Annotated in this window: 14 protein-coding genes and 1 pseudogene; 12 read left to right on the forward strand and 3 right to left on the reverse strand. The window is 61.7% G+C overall.

Annotated features, from left to right (window positions below; genetic code table 11):
- Positions 1-24: 24 nt before the first annotated feature.
- Genes EGJ86_RS03540 through EGJ86_RS03550 form a run of 3 tightly spaced genes read right to left on the reverse strand, consistent with a single transcriptional unit; the run spans position 25 to position 2148 of the window.
- On the reverse strand, positions 25-864 hold the full coding sequence (locus EGJ86_RS03540) for a hypothetical protein (protein ID WP_125834082.1): 840 nt from the start codon (positions 862-864) through the stop codon (positions 25-27).
- A gap of 1 nt (position 865) precedes the next feature.
- Complete coding sequence (locus tag EGJ86_RS03545; RefSeq protein WP_125834083.1) at positions 866-1819, reverse strand: thymidylate synthase; 954 nt, start codon at positions 1817-1819, stop codon at positions 866-868.
- Positions 1820-1845: 26 nt separating this feature from the next.
- Positions 1846-2148 carry a DUF4031 domain-containing protein gene (locus tag EGJ86_RS03550; RefSeq protein ID WP_125834084.1) on the reverse strand — a complete coding sequence of 101 codons (303 nt, stop codon included), beginning with the start codon at positions 2146-2148 and terminating at the stop codon, positions 1846-1848.
- A 593-nt stretch (positions 2149-2741) separates the two neighbouring features.
- On the opposite strand from EGJ86_RS03550, the pseudogene EGJ86_RS03555 reads away from it, so the two are divergent.
- The 12 genes and pseudogenes from EGJ86_RS03555 to EGJ86_RS03610 form a co-directional block, all read left to right on the forward strand.
- A pseudogene (locus EGJ86_RS03555) lies at positions 2742-3575 on the forward strand (PA0069 family radical SAM protein); the annotation flags it as partial.
- Positions 3576-3636: 61 nt separating this feature from the next.
- Positions 3637-4542: an AraC family transcriptional regulator gene (locus tag EGJ86_RS03560; RefSeq protein ID WP_072425267.1), complete on the forward strand. Its 906-nt coding sequence runs from the start codon at positions 3637-3639 to the stop codon at positions 4540-4542.
- A 227-nt stretch (positions 4543-4769) separates the two neighbouring features.
- The gene (locus tag EGJ86_RS03565; RefSeq protein WP_125834085.1) at positions 4770-6080 is read left to right on the forward strand and encodes a sugar ABC transporter substrate-binding protein; all 1311 of its coding nucleotides are present in this window, start codon (positions 4770-4772) and stop codon (positions 6078-6080) included.
- Between the two features lie 174 nt (positions 6081-6254).
- Positions 6255-7187 (forward strand): carbohydrate ABC transporter permease, encoded by a 933-nt coding sequence (locus EGJ86_RS03570; protein ID WP_106734171.1) that lies wholly within the window; start codon positions 6255-6257, stop codon positions 7185-7187.
- A 10-nt stretch (positions 7188-7197) separates the two neighbouring features.
- The gene (locus tag EGJ86_RS03575) at positions 7198-8031 is read left to right on the forward strand and encodes a carbohydrate ABC transporter permease (RefSeq protein ID WP_106734170.1); all 834 of its coding nucleotides are present in this window, start codon (positions 7198-7200) and stop codon (positions 8029-8031) included.
- 15 nt (positions 8032-8046) lie between these two features.
- Positions 8047-9150: an ABC transporter ATP-binding protein gene (locus tag EGJ86_RS03580; RefSeq protein WP_125834086.1), complete on the forward strand. Its 1104-nt coding sequence runs from the start codon at positions 8047-8049 to the stop codon at positions 9148-9150.
- 26 nt (positions 9151-9176) lie between these two features.
- A complete protein-coding gene (locus EGJ86_RS03585) occupies positions 9177-10652 on the forward strand; it encodes a mannitol dehydrogenase family protein (RefSeq protein ID WP_125834087.1) in 1476 nt (491 codons plus the stop codon).
- Between the two features lie 16 nt (positions 10653-10668).
- Positions 10669-11631, forward strand: a complete 963-nt coding sequence (tal, locus tag EGJ86_RS03590; RefSeq protein ID WP_125834088.1) for a transaldolase — start codon at positions 10669-10671, stop codon at positions 11629-11631.
- A gap of 2 nt (positions 11632-11633) precedes the next feature.
- Positions 11634-13133: a xylulokinase gene (xylB, locus tag EGJ86_RS03595; protein WP_125834089.1), complete on the forward strand. Its 1500-nt coding sequence runs from the start codon at positions 11634-11636 to the stop codon at positions 13131-13133.
- A gap of 29 nt (positions 13134-13162) precedes the next feature.
- On the forward strand, positions 13163-14116 hold the full coding sequence (locus EGJ86_RS03600) for a carbohydrate kinase (RefSeq protein WP_125834090.1): 954 nt from the start codon (positions 13163-13165) through the stop codon (positions 14114-14116).
- Positions 14117-14128: 12 nt separating this feature from the next.
- The gene (gene pgi, locus EGJ86_RS03605) at positions 14129-15793 is read left to right on the forward strand and encodes a glucose-6-phosphate isomerase (RefSeq protein ID WP_125834091.1); all 1665 of its coding nucleotides are present in this window, start codon (positions 14129-14131) and stop codon (positions 15791-15793) included.
- A gap of 158 nt (positions 15794-15951) precedes the next feature.
- Positions 15952-16680 carry a carbonic anhydrase gene (locus EGJ86_RS03610; RefSeq protein ID WP_099526789.1) on the forward strand — a complete coding sequence of 243 codons (729 nt, stop codon included), beginning with the start codon at positions 15952-15954 and terminating at the stop codon, positions 16678-16680.
- The last annotated feature ends 22 nt before the right edge of the window (positions 16681-16702 follow it).

Consider the following 16702-nt stretch of genomic DNA (forward strand, 5'->3'; position numbering starts at 1 on the left):
GCTTGAGGGCTTGTCTATGCTGTATCAAGTTAAGATCTCCTTGGCCTTTTGCGAGATCCACTCTTGAATGGACGTACGCACTGAAGAGGTCACTCCGTAACTACTCTGAATGTTATGATTATATCCTAATATGTAAACATCCCTCCCGATATCTATATCTGCCATCCGCGAAATTTTTCCTTCATAGCTAAACCCTTTAATATTTATTCCATTCTTTCTCGGCAAGCACCAAGCCTCCATGAGCGCTTTGCGGAAAGATACGTCAGTTGCTCGTTCGAAATTCTCCACCACGGCTTTTCCATTCAACACTAGCATCTTTATGGGTGAATGCTTTAAAATTTGGCCTAAGAAGCTGGCGGATATGCTCAGTAGGAACTCACGTTGGCAGGGCTTCAAAAAAGCCCATTTTATGCCTGTCGCATAAGGTATAAGATCCAAATGGCAGGCATGAAACATAGAGCTATAGAATGATTCATTGGTTCCGCTTAATAGAAGATCCAAGGGCTTGAACCACGCATCATAAGGGTTTCTGGAAAAATACTCCGTGCAGGAAGTGTGTATGGACTCCAGTTGTGCGGGCGTCAGCTCATGCCAGCTAGTTAACTCAAGGGATGTCAGTGTGTGGAACCGCCTCACTGAGCCTGTGAGCTCTGCTCCCGCTGCCGATACGAACTCCCTATCACTGGGATTCAAACCGACGGTGGCGATAGTTGCTTTGCAGGGGTCTCCAAAATACGGAATTGGAGCGGCCCAGTTAATGACATCCAATGTATGCAGCAATTGATCAGAAATGAGATTGATCATTTTCTGTAATATGATCAATTGAGCATCGGAAGTCGAGTCAATATGGCTGGACGTTCGCAACTTACACTCCATTGCCTTGAGATAATTTTAATTTTCTCGCGGCTAAATTTCTTAGCTCGATGTCATTTATCGACTGTTCGATTTGGTTCAGTCGTGCGAAATCCTTGGATTTCACAATATTAAACACCTCAAGAAGAATGGATAAATCTCTCCAGTAGACATCGACATGCACATTAGACACTCTTTTATTCAGTAGTCTCAGCTCTCTTTCATGCTTAAGTAGCCGGAGAACATTGTTAGTCTGATCACCATCAGGCATTGAGGGCATGTATACCTTTTCCTGCCAACCCTCATTCTGAAAACCCCCAATTTTATCTAGGTCATCCATGTAGATATGCAAGCTAGTGACATAATGCCCATATTCTCCCATCGGAATTCCTAGTTTGCGGGCAGTCAATTCTTGGAGCATTGTGAACGCAAAAATGTCGTGGGGGAGCCCCTTGAAAGCATCGTTGGAGCGCATGGCCGTGTAGAGACTGAGCTTGCCTTCTCTGACTAAAAACTGAAGCGTACAGGTGCAAGGGATGTCTTTATGAGGTGCTTTGATGTCCGAACTGGAAAACAGCTGGACGACTGCTTTCCTGGTTGAGCCTCGCTCCTGTAAAGCCCGGATGACTGATGGAATTTGACCATCGGCACCGAATAGCTTTGGTCCGTACGCACCGAAGATCGTTTTGCCATCATCCGAATATTGATGGTAATGCTGAATGTAATATTGGATTTGATCCAGCTGATTCGAGCCAGACAGGTACCAGAGGAGTTCGCCTAAGCAACTGAAGATTGTCCCTTTACCTTCGGTGCGGCTTAATCTTCCCAGTGGATTAGTTAACTTAAGCAGCACACCTGATAGCTCTTTGGTTTTCCCTTTGGTGGGTTCAACCTCTGTGCCATTGTCAAGGATCTCTTTAAAAACCTTCTTTAAAAGATCATCAACAGTATCGCCCTTGATAAACACTGGCCGCTCCGGATGGAAGTTCGTGCTTAAAACAGAAGGTTCAGCTGCGGCGCTGCGTCAGTCGTGAGCATCTGATATTCCAGCTTTAATTTTTTGGCGCACTCTATTATCTGCCTTCTTGTGCCTGGCACCGCTCCGAGCTGAATCGCTCTCGTACGAACTGCTAATTTAATATCGTAGTGCGGATAGGACGCGGAGCTTTGGAACCACTGGCGCCGAAGACCTATTTGTGAAGCGAAGCTATGCAATTCGTCCAATGTATCTGCGACCAAATGGCACCACTCGCTGCCCGCCCATTTCACTTTTACGTTATCAACATAGATAGTCATGAACCGGGCATCCAGAAAGAGAGCACGACAGAGTTTTGTGGCAGTGAGTGGCGCATATTGCTGTCCGTGGTGAGAGGCTCTGGCATGACTGTAGCATGGACGAGTAGTGGGCGGAACAGTCGAAAGGGTTTATGCCGAGATGGTCAACCGAGCTCCATACCAACGACAAAAAGAGCGGGAACAAAAGGCGGCGCTCAGATACAAAACTACTCTAGGCACGCGCGCTATAGGGAAGGTATATCAGCGCCAACAAATTTGGCCTTATCTCCGAGGTGGCTACCCGATATGGTATGGACATAGATGAACCATACCGGATGAAAATGACTTCTTTCTATGGACAACTAGACGCGGGATTGAATAACGATGTGGCAAAGCTGAGGTCTTGGGGAGCCACGAAACCGATACAGCATGGCTCCCATGCCCCAGCGGTGCTCTTGTTTGGCGCTAGGCCGATTGATGGGTGAATCGCTAAGTAAAGTGTATCCCTAGGTCACGCCGCGAATGCGATTCCGTTAGAGCCGGTATTTCTACCTCCCCCCCTGGTGATACCTTCACACATCGGTGTCTAGGGGTTGACTTAATGGATAAGCACGGGCTGCATTTATTGTTTCGCCCGCCCAACCCATGCCTACTGGGACATGTCGCCGGGCATCGACTTCGAAACCCGCCTGATCGCCAAGACCAACCTGGCCGAGCGCCTCGAAGAGCAGCTGCAGAAGCCCGGCTACGTGCCGCAGCCCATCGCCCTTGGCATCAACACCGACGCCTACCAACCCATCGAACGCGAACAGCGCCTGACCCGCCAGGCCCTGGAAATCCTGCTGCGCTACAAGCACCCGCTGCACATCATCACCAAGGGCTCGCTGATCCTGCGTGACCTCGACCTGCTCAGCGAGTTGGCCAGGCACAACCTGGTCAGCGTGGCCTTCAGCCTGACCACCCTGGATGACGAACTCAAACGCATCATGGAGCCGCGTACCGCCGCCCCAGCGGCGCGCCTGCGCGCCATGCGAACCTTGCACGAAGCGGGTGTCCCGGTCAGCGCCATCTGCGCGCCGATGATTCCGCAGATCAACGACATGGAGCTGGAAGCACTGCTCGAAGCCGCCCGTGATGCCGGCGCTCGCTCGGCCGGCTACGTGCTGCTGCGCCTGCCGCTGGAGATCGCCGGGTTGTTCGAGGAATGGCTGCAGGTGCACTTTCCGGATCGCGCCACCCACGTGATGAGCCTGATTCGCCAGAGCCGTGGCGGCAAGAATTACGACAGCCGCTTCGGTAGCCGCATGCGTGGTGAGGGCCAGTTTGCCGATCTGCTGGAGCAGCGTTTTCGCCTGGCACGGCGCAAGCTCGGCCTGGATCGGCGCGGCAGCGTGGTGCTGGACTGTTCGCAGTTCTGCCCGCCGGGTGCGCAATTGAGCCTGCTCTGACTTGGCAGCCCGCCTCGATATGTTAAAACGTGGCGACTCGAGGTATTGACCGACGACGACCATGACCCGCACATCCCGCGTAGCCGACCCGTCCTACGAACTGATGGACGACCATGAAGGCCATTCGCTGATCTACCGCCAGCACGGCTTTCCCTCGCCACTGGTGCGCTGGCACTTCCACAAGGAATACGAGCTACACCTGATCATCGCCAGCTCTGGCAAGGTGTTCATCGGCGACTACATCGGCAATTTCTCCCCCTATACCCTGTTCCTCACCGGCCCCGGCCTGCCGCACAACTGGATCAGCCAGGTCGAGGAAGGCGAGGTGGTGGAAACCCGCGACATGCTGGTCAACTTCACCGATGAAGTGCTGGAGAGCGGTACTGCGGTGTTCGCCGAGTTGAAGACCCTGCAACCCTTGCTGGCCCGTGCGCAGTTCGGTATCGAGTTCCGCGACCCGCAGTTGATACGCGAAGCCGGCGTACTGATGGGCAAGATCGCCAACAGCCGCGGCATTACCCGCCTGGGGTACTTCTTCATCCTCATGGAGCTGCTCGCCGGCAGCGAGGATTACCAGTTGCTCTCGGCCGTGACCTCTTCGGAGCTGGGCGACGAGCAGCATGTCGAGCGCATCAACCGGGCGGTGGATTACATCTTCCAGCACTACGCCCAGGGCATCAGCCAGGAGGAAGTCGCCGAGCACCTGGGCATGACCACCACCTACTTTTCGCGCTTCTTCAAGCAGGCCACCGGGCGTGGCTTCGTCGAATTCGTCAATCGCCTGCGAGTGAGCAAATCCTGCGAACTGCTGAGCAAGAGCGACAAACCAGTGACCGACGTGTGCTTCGAGTCCGGCTTCAGCAACATTTCCAACTTCAACCGCCGTTTCCAGCAACTCAAGGGCATGACCCCCTCCGGTTATCGCAAGCTGGCGGTGCAGCGCCTGACCGAGCAAAACCTGTACTGAATCGGTAGTCCTCTCCTGCTACGACCTCCTCTACACCCCTCATGCCAGGCAGTTACACCCCTTACCGTGGCGGTTTCTCACTGCCCCAGCAGTGCAAAAAAGTATCGATCACTGTGCACTCAAGGATTTGTTCGTGCAGGCCTGCGGGGGTGTAATCCGGGCCGAGCCAAACAAAAACAATAACGTTCTTCCGTAGCCGCACCGGCGCGGGAGAGGAGTTCACAAGCATGAACAACTCGATCAAAGCCCTCCTTGCAGCCTCTTGCCTGTCCCTCACTCTGGTCGCCCAGGGCGCCGAGACCCTGACCATCGCCACGGTCAACAACAGCGACATGATCCGCATGCAGCGGCTGGCCAAGACCTTCGAAGAACAGAACCCCGACATCCGCCTGAAGTGGGTGGTGCTCGAGGAGAACGTGCTGCGCCAGCGCCTGACCACCGACATCGCCACCCAGGGTGGCCAGTTCGACGTGCTCACCATCGGCATGTACGAAGCGGCGTTGTGGGGCGAGAAAGGCTGGCTGGAGCCGATGACCGAGCTACCGGCCGACTACGACCTCGACGACGTCTTCCCCTCGGTGCGCGAAGGCCTGTCCGTCAAGGGCGAGCTGTACGCCCTGCCGTTCTATGCCGAAGCCTCGATCACCTATTACCGCAAGGATCTGTTCGAGCAGGCCGGCCTGGAAATGCCCGAGCAACCGACCTGGGAGCAGATGGCCGAATTCGCCGGCAAGCTGCATCAGCCAGACAAGGGCGTCTACGGTCTGTGCCTGCGCGGCAAGGCCGGCTGGGGCGAGAACATGGCGCTGATCACCACCCTGGCCAACGCCTATGGTGCGCGCTGGTTCGACGAGCAGTGGCAACCGGAATTCACCGGCAGCGAGTGGAAGAACGCGCTGAACTTCTACGTCGACAACATGAAGAAGTACGGCCCGCCCGGCGCGTCCAGCAATGGCTTCAACGAGAACCTGGCGCTGTTCAACAGCGGCAAGTGCGCACAGTGGGTCGATGCCAGCGTCGCCGGTTCCTTCGTCACCGACACCTCGCAGAGCAAGGTTGCCGACTCGGTCGGTTTCACCTTCGCGCCGACCCAGGTCACCGACAAGGGCGCCTCCTGGCTTTATTCCTGGGCGCTGGCGATTCCTACCAGTTCCAAGTCCAAGGACGCCGCCAAGACCTTCAGCGCCTGGGCCACTTCCAAGGCCTATGCCGAGCTGGTCGCCGAGAAGGATGGCGTGGCCAACGTGCCGCCAGGCACCCGCGCCTCGACCTACAGCGCTGCCTACATGCAGGCTGCGCCGTTCGCCAAGGTCACTCTGGACTCGCTGAAGAAGGCCGACCCGGCCAACCCCAGCGCCAAGCCGGTGCCTTACGTGGGCATCCAGCTGGTGACCATTCCCGAGTTCCAGGCCATCGGCACCAGTGTCGGCAAGCTGTTCGCCGCCGCGCTGACCGGGCAGATGCAGCCTGAGCAGGCGCTGCAGGCCGCCCAGCAGAGCACTGCCCGGGAAATGAAACGCGCCGGGTATCCGAAGTAAGCAACCCGCAGTCCCGCGGTTCCGTAGGGTGGGCCGGGCGGCGTTCCGCTTTAGCCCACCACGAACTCAAGATGAAACGGTGGGCTGAAGCCCACCCTACGGGTGGAACGCCGCCCGGCCACCGCGAGTCCGCTCTAGATACGCCACCTCCCCCATTCCGCCTTCGGAGGCATGATGAATTCTCCGGCCATCGATACCCCCGCCGCGCAGGCCAGCACGCCGGTGGCGCAAAAGCCTCGGCGCCTGGCGCCCGGCTGGTTTCTGGTCAGCCCTTCGGTCGCTTTGCTGCTGATCTGGATGATCGTGCCACTGGGCATGACCGTCTATTTCTCGCTGATCCGCTACAACCTGCTCTACCCCGGCGAGAACGATTTCGTCGGCCTGGAGAACTTCGAATACTTCGTCACCGACGCCGCCTTCCTGTCCGGCGCCGGCAATACCCTGCTGCTGGTCGGCAGCGTGCTGTTGATCAGCGTGGTGCTCGGCGTGCTGATCTCCGCGCTGCTGGAGGCCAGCGAGTTCTTCGGCCGCGGCATCGTGCGGGTGCTGCTGATTTCGCCCTTCTTCATCATGCCCACGGTCAGCGCGCTGCTGTGGAAGAACCTGATCTTTCATCCGGTATCGGGGATTCTAGCCGCCATCTGGCAGTTCTTCGGCGCCCAGCCGGTGGACTGGCTGGCACACCATCCGCTGTTCTCGATCATCATGATCGTGTCCTGGCAGTGGCTGCCGTTCGCCATCCTGATCCTGATGACCGCCATGCAGTCACTGGATCAGGAACAGAAGGAAGCCGCGCGCCTCGACGGCGCCGGGCCCATCGCCATCTTCTGGCACCTGACCCTGCCGCACCTGGCGCGGCCGATTGCCGTGGTGGTGATGATCGAGACCATCTTCCTGCTCTCGGTATTCGCCGAGATCTACACCACCACCAGCGGTGGCCCCGGCTACGAGTCGACCAACCTCGCCTACCTGATCTACACCCAGGCGCTGCTGCAGTTCGACGTCGGCATGGCTTCGGCCGGCGGGCTGATCGCGGTGGTGATCGCCAACATCGCTGCCATCGTGCTGATCCGCATGATCGGCAAAAACCTGACCGACAAGCAGTGAGGGCACTGAGATGCTGACGCTGAAACAATCCCGTCGCCTGCAGAGCCTGATCATCGGAGCCCTGGCCTGGGCGATCGCCGCGGTGATCTTCTTCCCGATCTTCTGGATGGTGCTGACCAGCCTGAAGACCGAGATCGACGCCTTCGCCACGCCACCGCAGTTCATCTTCACCCCGACGCTGGAGAACTACCTGCACATCAACGAGCGCAGCGACTACTTCGCCTTCGCCTGGAACTCGGTATTGATCTCAGTCTCGGCGACGCTGCTGTGCATGTGCCTGGCCGTACCGGCGGCCTATTCCATGGCCTTCTTCGAAACCCGCCACACCAAGCGCACGCTGCTGTGGATGCTGTCGACCAAGATGCTGCCGCCGGTGGGCGTGCTGGTGCCGATCTACCTGCTGGCCAAGCAGTTCGGCCTGCTCGATTCGCGCCTGGCGCTGATCATCATCTACACCCTGATCAACCTGCCGATCGTGGTGTGGATGGTTTACACCTACTTCAAGGACATCCCCGTGGACATCCTCGAAGCGGCGCGTCTGGATGGCGCCACCACCTGGCAGGAGATCGTCCGCGTGCTGCTGCCGATCGCTCGCGGCGGCCTGGCATCGACCATGTTGCTGTCGCTGATCCTGTGCTGGAACGAGGCGTTCTGGTCGCTCAACCTGACCAGCTCCGCCGCTGCCCCGCTGACCGCCCTGGTGGCCTCCTACTCCAGCCCCGAGGGCCTGTTCTGGGCCAAGCTTTCCGCCGTTTCGACCCTGGCCTGTGCGCCCATCCTGATCTTCGGCTGGATCAGCCAAAAACAACTTGTACGCGGCCTGTCCTTCGGCGCGGTGAAATAACGGGAGATTTTCCACATGGCTGATCTGAAGATCCGCAATCTGCAAAAAGGCTTCGACGGCACGGCGATCATCAAGGGCGTCGACCTGGACATCCGCGACCGTGAGTTCGTGGTTTTCGTCGGCCCCTCGGGCTGCGGCAAATCCACCCTGCTGCGCCTGATCGCCGGACTCGAAGAAGTCAGCAGCGGCCACATCGAACTCGATGGCCAGGACATCACCGACATGGCCCCGGCGCGCCGCGACCTGGCCATGGTGTTCCAGACCTACGCGCTGTATCCGCACATGACCGTGCGCAAGAACCTGTCCTTCGCCCTCGACCTGGCCCGCGTGGGCAAGCAGGAGATCGAGGCCAAGGTCGCCAACGCCGCGCGCATCCTGCAGCTCGACGCCCTGCTCGAACGCAAGCCCAAACAGCTCTCCGGTGGCCAGCGCCAGCGCGTGGCCATAGGCCGCGCCATCGTGCGCAACCCGAAGATCTTCCTGTTCGACGAGCCGCTGTCCAACCTCGACGCCGCCCTGCGCGTGCAGACCCGCCTGGAACTGGCACGGCTGCACAAGGACCTGCAGGCGACCATGATCTACGTGACCCACGATCAGGTCGAAGCCATGACCCTGGCCGACAAGGTGGTGGTGCTCAATGGCGGGCGTGTCGAGCAGGTCGGCTCGCCGCTGGAGCTGTATCACCACCCGGCCAACCTGTTCGTCGCCGGCTTTCTCGGCACACCGAAGATGGGCTTTCTGCGCGGCACCCTGAACAGGGTCGAGGCCGACAACTGCGACGTGCAACTGGAGTGCGGCACGCACCTGACGCTGCCGCTGTCCACCGCCGGCCTCAGCGTCGGCAGCACGGTGACCCTAGGCGTACGTCCGGAGCACCTCAACGTGGTCAGCACCGGCAACGGCCGCATGCAGGTGACGGCCGACGTCAGCGAGCGCCTGGGCAGCGATACCTTCTGCCACGTGTCGTGCGCCTCCGGCGAGATGCTCACGGTGCGCGTGCGTGGCGACTTCGCGCCGCGCTACGGCGACACCCTGACACTGGATTTCGATACGGCGCACTGCCACCTCTTCGACGCCGATGGCCAAGCCGTCACCAAACCACTGCAGCAGGCCGCCTGACGCCGCTCCATCACGGGATTTTTCAGATGAAACTCAATCGCCAGCAGCTTTCCCGGCTTGGCGGCGCCGTCGCGCTGCCCAGCTACACCGCCGACATGATCCGCACCGGCATCGCCCATTTTGGCGTCGGTGGTTTTCACCGCGCCCACCAGGCGGTCTACACCGACGCCCTGATGAACCAGGGCCTGGCGCTCGACTGGGGTATCTGCGGGGTCGGCGTGCGCAGTGAAGACCGCGCCATGCGCGATGCCCTGGCCAGCCAGGATTACCTCTACACCCTGGTCGAACTGGGCGACGAGCCGAACCTGCCGGTGCGGGTGATCGGCGCGATCAACGACATGCTGCTGGCCGAAGAGTCGCCGCAGGCGCTGATCGAAAAACTGGCCGACCCGGCGATTCGCATCGTCTCGCTGACCATTACCGAAGGTGGTTACTGCATCGACGACAGCACCGGCGAATTTCTCGCCGAGCTGCCAGCCATTCAGCACGACCTGCAACATCCCGAATCACCAAAGAGCGTGTTCGGCTTTCTCTGCGCCGCCCTGGCCAAACGCCGCGCCGCCGGCATCCCGGCCTTCACCCTGATGTCCTGCGATAACCTGCCGCACAACGGCGATGTCACGCGCAAGGCGCTGCTGGCCTTCGCCCACCTGGCCGACCATGAGCTGGCCACCTGGATCGACCACCACGTGAGCTTTCCCAACGCCATGGTCGACCGCATCACGCCAATGACCAGCGCCGCCCATCGCCAGCAACTGGCCGAGCAACACGGCGTCGACGACGCCTGGCCGGTGGTCTGCGAGCCCTTCGTGCAATGGGTGCTGGAGGACAAGTTCGTCAGCGGCCGTCCGGCCTGGGAGACGGTCGGCGTGCAGTTCACCGACGACGTCACGCCCTACGAGGAAATGAAGATCAAGCTGCTCAACGGCAGCCACCTGGCGCTGACCTACCTGGGCTTTCTCAAGGGCTATCGCTTCGTCCACGAAACCATGAACGACCCGCTGATGCGCCAGTACGTCCGCACCTTCATGGACCTCGACGTGACACCGCAGCTGGCGCCGGTGCCGGGCATCGACCTGAGCACCTACAAGGACACGCTGATCGAGCGCTTTTCCAACCAGGCCATCGCCGACCAGCTGGAGCGGGTCTGCTCCGATGGCTCATCGAAGTTTCCCAAGTTCATCGTGCCCACCCTGCATCGCCTGATTGAGGACGGCAAACCGCTGGACCGCGTAGCCCTGGTGGTGGCAGCCTGGGCGTTGTACCTCAAGGGCGTGGACGAAACCGGCGCCAGCTACCGCATACCCGACCCGCGCGCCGAACACTGCCAGGCACTGGTGGCCGACGATGCGCAACTCACCGCACGGGTGCTCGGCGAGGAAGCGATCTTCGGCAGCGCACCAGGGCGTTCGGCCGAGTTCGTCGCCGCCTTCGAACGCAGCCTGGCCAGCCTGCGCGAGCAGGGCGTGAGCCAGACCCTGCACAACCTGTTGCACGCCTGAGGCCCTGGAGACGCATATGCCTAGCCTGCTCGCGCAACTCAAGCAGCACAGCGTGGTGGTCGCCGATACCGGCGACCTGGCCGCCATCGATCGTTTCCAGCCCGAGGACGCCACGACCAACCCATCGATCATCCTCAAGGCGTTGCAAGCCGGGCAGTACCAGCAGCAAGTGGACCACGCGCTGCGCCAGGCAATGGCCAGCGGCATCTCGGTCCCGGCGATCATTGCCGATGCCTGCGACCGGCTGGTGGTGAGCATGGGTGTGGAAATCCTCGCGGCGATCAGCGGCAAGGTCTCCACCGAAGTGCCGGCGGCGCTGTCCTTCGACACCGCTGCCACGCTGGCGCGAGCACGCTCGCTGCATCAGCGCTACCTGCAGTTGGGCATTCCCGGCGAGCGCGTGCTGGTGAAGATCGCTGCCACCTGGGAAGGCATTCAGGCGGCGCGGCAACTGGAGCACGAAGGTATTCACTGCAACCTCACGCTGATCTTCAACCTGGCCCAGGCACGCGCCTGCGCCGAGGCCGGCATCTATCTGGTGTCGCCTTTCGTCGGGCGCATTCTCGACTGGCACAAGCGGCAGAATCCGGGCACCAGCTTCGATGCCGAGAACGATCCCGGCGTGCTGTCGGTGCGCCAGGTCTATCGCTTCTTCAAGCAGCATGACTACGCCACGGTGGTGATGGCAGCGAGCTTTCGCAACATCGGCGAGGTGCTCGCCCTGGCCGGTTGTGACCGCCTGACCATCAGCCCTGCCCTGCTCGCCGAACTGGAGCAAGGCAGCGGCGAGCTGCAACCGGCATTGGCAGATGACGGCCGCCGAGTACTCGCGCCGACCTGCCTCGACGAAGCGCAATTTCGCTGGCAGATGAACGAAGACCCCATGGCCACGGAGAAACTCGCCGAAGGTATTCGCCAGTTCCATGCCGATCAGCTCGCCCTGGAAGCGCTGCTGCTCGAACGCATGCGGGAGCTCTGAGCATGTACCTCGGTATCGACTGCGGTACTCAAGGCACCAAGGCCCTGGTGCTGGATGCCGACAGCGGTCAGGTGCTCGGCGCCGGCAGCGCCAGCCATACGCTGCAGAGCGGCGCCAATGGCCGCCGCGAGCAGCAGCCGCAGCAGTGGCTGGAGGCTTTCGAGCAGGCCACTCGACAGACGCTGGCGGCCGCCGGCATCAGCGGCGAACGGATTCTCGGTATCAGTGTTTCCGGCCAGCAGCACGGCCTGGTGCTGCTCGATGAACAGGGTGCGGTGCTGCGCCCGGCCAAGCTCTGGTGCGACACCGAATCGACCCCGGAGAACCAGCGCCTGCTCGATCACCTGGGTGGCGAGGACGGTTCGCTGCAACGCCTGGGCGTGGCCATCGCGCCCGGTTACACGGTGTCCAAACTGCTCTGGACGAAAGAACAGCACCCTGACCTGTTCGCCCGCATCGCGCATATCCTGCTGCCGCACGACTACCTCAATTACTGGCTCACCGGCCGGGCCTGCAGCGACTACGGCGACGCCTCCGGTACGGGCTATTTCGACGTGCGCACGCGCAGTTGGGACCGCGAGCTGCTGAACGTCATCGACCCCAGCGGGCGCCTTTGCAACGCGCTGCCAGAGCTGATCGAGCCGGATCAGCCAGTGGGCCAGATCCTCCCGCAGATCGCCCGGCAACTGGGCCTGAACCCGGATGCCGTGGTAGCCAGCGGCGGCGGCGACAACATGATGGGCGCCATCGGCACCGGCAACATCCGCCCGGGTGCAATCACCATGAGCCTGGGCACCTCCGGCACCCTCTACGCCTACAGCGACCACGCGATGATCAGCCCGCACGCACAGGTGGCGACCTTCTGCTCGTCATCCGGCGGCTGGCTACCATTGATCTGCACCATGAACCTGACCAGCGCCACCGGGCTGATCCAGCAACTGCTGGAGCTGGACATCCAGGCCTTCGGCGAGCTGGTCGAGCAATCGCCCATCGGCGCCGAAGGCCTGCTCATGCTGCCGTTCTTCAACGGCGAACGAGTGCCGGCATTGCCCAGCTCGCGCGCCAGCCTGCTGGGTATGGACAGTGACAACCTGACCCGCGCCAATCTGTGCCGGGCGGTGGTCGAGGGCACCAGTTTCGGTCTGCGCTACGGCCTCGACCTGCTGCGCGCCAGCGGCCTGCAGAGCCAGACCATCCGCCTGATCGGCGGCGCGGCGAAGAGCCCGGTGTGGCGCCAGGTGATCGCCGACATCATGGGCACGCCACTGGTCTGCCCGCAGCACACCGAAGCCGCCGCGCTGGGCGCCGCCATCCAGGCCGCCTGGTGCCTGACGCCCAGCGCGGATCGTCAGGCGCAACTGGACGCGCTGTGCGAGCGTTGCGTGCATCTGGATACCAGCACCCAGACGCAGCCAGACCCAGCACGCACGGCGCAGTACGAAATGGTCTATCAACGCTACCGCGAGCAAGTCAGCCTGCTTGCCGATAACAAACCGGCGTGAGAGCGCCACGACTCTAGACGGAGACGCACATGTACCTGGTCTGTGGCGAAGCGCTGTTCGATGTGTTCATCCAGAGTGACGGCGCACGTGGCAATGAGCTGGCCTTCAAGGCCATCGCCGGTGGCTCACCGTTCAACGTGGCGCTGGGCTTGCGCCGGATGGGCGCCGACTCGGCGCTGTTCACCGGGATTTCCTCGGACAGCCTCGGCCAACGTCTGCGCCAGGTACTGCGCGACGAGGGCGTGAGCGATACCTATCTGATCGCCAGCGATGCGCCGACCACCCTGGCGATGGTCGGCCTGGACGCCGCCGGCTCGCCGCACTATTCCTTCCGCGGCGAGGGCTGTGCCGATCGCCTGCTGCTCACCGAGCACCTGCCAACACTGGATGCCCAAGTGCGCGGCCTGCATGTCGGGTCTTTCTCACTGGTGGTGGAGCCGGTGGCCAGCACCCTGCTGCAGTTGGTACAGCGCGAACTTCAGCAACGCTTGATCAGCCTCGACCCCAACGTGCGTCTCGGCCCGGCGCCGGATATCGCCCACTGGCGCGAGCGCGTCGAGACCTTCGCCCGCTACGCGCATCTGATCAAGGTCAGCGAAGAGGATCTGCAACTGCTGTACCCCGAGCGCGACCCGCAGCAGGTCGCGGCAAGCTGGCTCAATGAACGCTGCCAGCTGGTGTTTCTCACCCACGGCAGCAAAGGTGCCAGCGTCCACAGCCGCCATGGGCACTGGTCGGCACCGGCGGTGGAGGTAAACACCCGCGACACCGTCGGCGCTGGCGATACCTTCCAGGCCGCGCTGCTCAGTTACCTCGCCCGCCACGCGCTGGACACTCCCGAGGCGCTGGCGACGCTGAGCCGCGAGCAGATCAACGACATGCTGCGCCTGGCTATCGAGGCGGCCGCGCTGACCTGCTCGCGAGTCGGCCCTGACCTGCCCTATCTGCACGAGCTGGACCGCCATCACCTGGCAGCGCGCTGAAGAGGATTGCCAATGCCTTACGCCCCCTCTTCCCAGGATGTCACCCGACTGCCCAGCTGGCAGGCACTGAACGAACATCGCCAGGCGCTGGACGGCTTCAACCTCCGCCTGGCGTTCGCTGACGACCCACAACGCTTCGAGCGCTTCTCCCTGGATGACTGCGGCCTGTTCCTCGATTACTCGAAGAACCTGATCGACGAGCGCACGCGCAGCCTGCTGGTCGACCTGGCCAGGGACGCCGGCCTGACGCAGGCCATCGCGGCGCTGTTCGAGGGCGCGCAGGTCAATGCCTCGGAGCGCCGGCCGGCCTTGCATACGGCGTTGCGCCGGCCGTTGGGCGACCGCGTGCTGGTCGATGGCGAGGACGTGATGCCCCAGGTACACCGCGCCCTGTTACGCATGAGCGAGCTGGTCGGGCGCGTGCATCACGGCCTGTGGCGCGGCTATAGCGACAAGCCCATCACCGATGTGGTCAATATCGGTATCGGCGGCTCCTTTCTCGGCCCGCAACTGGTCTCCGAGGCGCTGCTGCCCTTCGCCCAGCGCGGCGTACGCTGCCACTATCTGGCCAATATCGACGGCAGCTCGTTTCAGGAGCTGGCCGCCAAGCTGAGCGCCGAGACCACCCTGTTCATCGTCTCGTCGAAAACCTTCAGCACCCTGGAAACCCTGAAGAACGCCCAGGCCGCACGCGGCTGGTACCTGGCCCAAGGTGGCTCGGAAGAGGAGCTGCATCGACACTTCATGGCGGTGTCGAGCAACGTCGAGGCTGCCAAAGCCTTCGGTATTCGCGAAGAAAACATCCTGCCGATGTGGGACTGGGTCGGCGGGCGCTACTCGCTGTGGTCGGCCATCGGGCTGCCGATCGCCATGTCCATCGGCATCTCCAATTTCAAGGAGCTGCTCACCGGCGCCTATCGCATGGACCTGCACTTCCAGCAGGCGCCGTTCGAACGCAACATGCCGGTGCTGCTGGCCCTGCTCGGCGTCTGGTACGGCAACTTCTGGGGCGCGCAGAGCCACGCCATCCTGCCGTACGACCATTACCTGCGCAACATCACCAAGCACCTGCAGCAGCTGGACATGGAGTCCAACGGTAAACGCGTGCGCCAGGATGGCAGCGCCCTGCAGATCGCCAGCGGTCCGGTGATTTGGGGCGGCGTCGGCTGCAACGGCCAACACGCCTACCACCAGTTGCTGCACCAGGGCACGCAGCTGATCCCCGCGGACTTCATCGTTCCGGTGAGCAGCTACAACCCGGTGGCCGACCATCACCAGTGGCTGTTCGCCAACTGCCTGTCGCAAAGCCAGGCGTTGATGCTCGGCAAGAGCCACGCGGAGGCCGAAGCCGAGCTGCGCGCCCAGGGCCTGAGCGAAGACGAGGTGCAGCGCCTGGCGCCGCACAAGGTGGTACCAGGCAACCGCCCCAGCAATACCCTGGTGCTGGAGCGGGTCAGCCCCGGTCGCCTGGGCGCGCTGATCGCCCTCTACGAGCACAAGGTCTTCGTGCAGAGCGTGATATGGGGGATCAACGCCTTCGACCAGTGGGGCGTGGAGCTGGGCAAGGAATTGGGCAAGGGCGTCTACTCGCGCATGGTCGGCAGCGACCCGAGCGGTGCCGAAGACGCCTCCACCCAAGGTCTGATCGACTTCTTCCGCAGTCACCATCGCGGCTGACCACAGCAGCGGCTGGCCCGGCCGCTGGCGCCATGCATCAATTGCAAAGATCTGCCAGTTGTCGCTCGGCTTGCCGAAGGCGACACTTGCGTGTGACTCGCACCCAGCTGCCGCTGTCGTTTTAGCAGCGTATTTTCGATAACAAAGAGGTTCAGGGCATGCCTTACAAACACCAGGTGATTCCGCTTCAGACCCACGAGGGCAACGAAACCGCCGATCAGGCGCTGCACAGCATCGTTGATGGCTTCAAGCGCTTTCGCAACGAGGTCTTCCCGCAGCAGGAAGAGCTGTTCAAGAAGCTCGCCACCGCCCAGAACCCCCGCGCCATGTTCATCACCTGTGCCGACTCGCGTGTGGTGCCGGAACTGATCACGCAGAGCTCGCCCGGCGACCTGTTCGTCAACCGCAACGTCGGGAACGTGGTGCCGGCCTACGGGCAGATGATGGGCGGCGTTTCCACCGCCATCGAATACGCGGTGATGGCCCTGGGCGTGCAGCACATCGTCGTTTGCGGCCACTCCGACTGCGGCGCAATGAAGGCCGTGCTCAACCCGGCATCGCTGGAAACCATGCCCACGGTAAAAGCCTGGTTGCGCCATGCCGAGGTCGCCCGCAGCGTGGTGGCAGAGAACTGCAACTGCAGCGACGACAAGGAAACCCTGGCAGTGCTCACCGAGGAAAACGTGGTGGCGCAGCTCAACCACCTGTGCACGCACCCATCGGTGGCAGCCAAGCTGGCGCGCGGCCAACTGTTCATCCACGGCTGGGTGTACGACATCGAAACCAGCCAGATCAAGGCCTACGATGCCGAGCTGGGTAGCTTCCTGCCGCTCGATGGCGACAAGATCCCGATGGCCACACCGCGCTCGCGCTTCCCGCAGGACTGAAACGCACCGGCCGGAGTCAAGG

The organism is Pseudomonas sp. o96-267 (genome assembly GCF_003935465.1).
Lineage (GTDB): Bacteria > Pseudomonadota > Gammaproteobacteria > Pseudomonadales > Pseudomonadaceae > Aquipseudomonas > Aquipseudomonas sediminis.

Coding starts and splice junctions, on each gene's coding strand:
- EGJ86_RS03565 (WP_125834085.1), top strand. CDS start 4,770: ATGAACAACTCGATCAAAGCCCTCCTTGCAGCCTCTTGCCTGTCCCTC.
- xylB (WP_125834089.1), top strand. CDS start 11,634: ATGTACCTCGGTATCGACTGCGGTACTCAAGGCACCAAGGCCCTGGTG.
- EGJ86_RS03585 (WP_125834087.1), top strand. CDS start 9,177: ATGAAACTCAATCGCCAGCAGCTTTCCCGGCTTGGCGGCGCCGTCGCG.
- EGJ86_RS03550 (WP_125834084.1), bottom strand. CDS start 2,148: ATGACTATCTATGTTGATAACGTAAAAGTGAAATGGGCGGGCAGCGAG.
- EGJ86_RS03600 (WP_125834090.1), top strand. CDS start 13,163: ATGTACCTGGTCTGTGGCGAAGCGCTGTTCGATGTGTTCATCCAGAGT.
- EGJ86_RS03575 (WP_106734170.1), top strand. CDS start 7,198: ATGCTGACGCTGAAACAATCCCGTCGCCTGCAGAGCCTGATCATCGGA.
- EGJ86_RS03580 (WP_125834086.1), top strand. CDS start 8,047: ATGGCTGATCTGAAGATCCGCAATCTGCAAAAAGGCTTCGACGGCACG.
- pgi (WP_125834091.1), top strand. CDS start 14,129: ATGCCTTACGCCCCCTCTTCCCAGGATGTCACCCGACTGCCCAGCTGG.
- EGJ86_RS03570 (WP_106734171.1), top strand. CDS start 6,255: ATGAATTCTCCGGCCATCGATACCCCCGCCGCGCAGGCCAGCACGCCG.
- tal (WP_125834088.1), top strand. CDS start 10,669: ATGCCTAGCCTGCTCGCGCAACTCAAGCAGCACAGCGTGGTGGTCGCC.
- EGJ86_RS03560 (WP_072425267.1), top strand. CDS start 3,637: ATGACCCGCACATCCCGCGTAGCCGACCCGTCCTACGAACTGATGGAC.
- EGJ86_RS03610 (WP_099526789.1), top strand. CDS start 15,952: ATGCCTTACAAACACCAGGTGATTCCGCTTCAGACCCACGAGGGCAAC.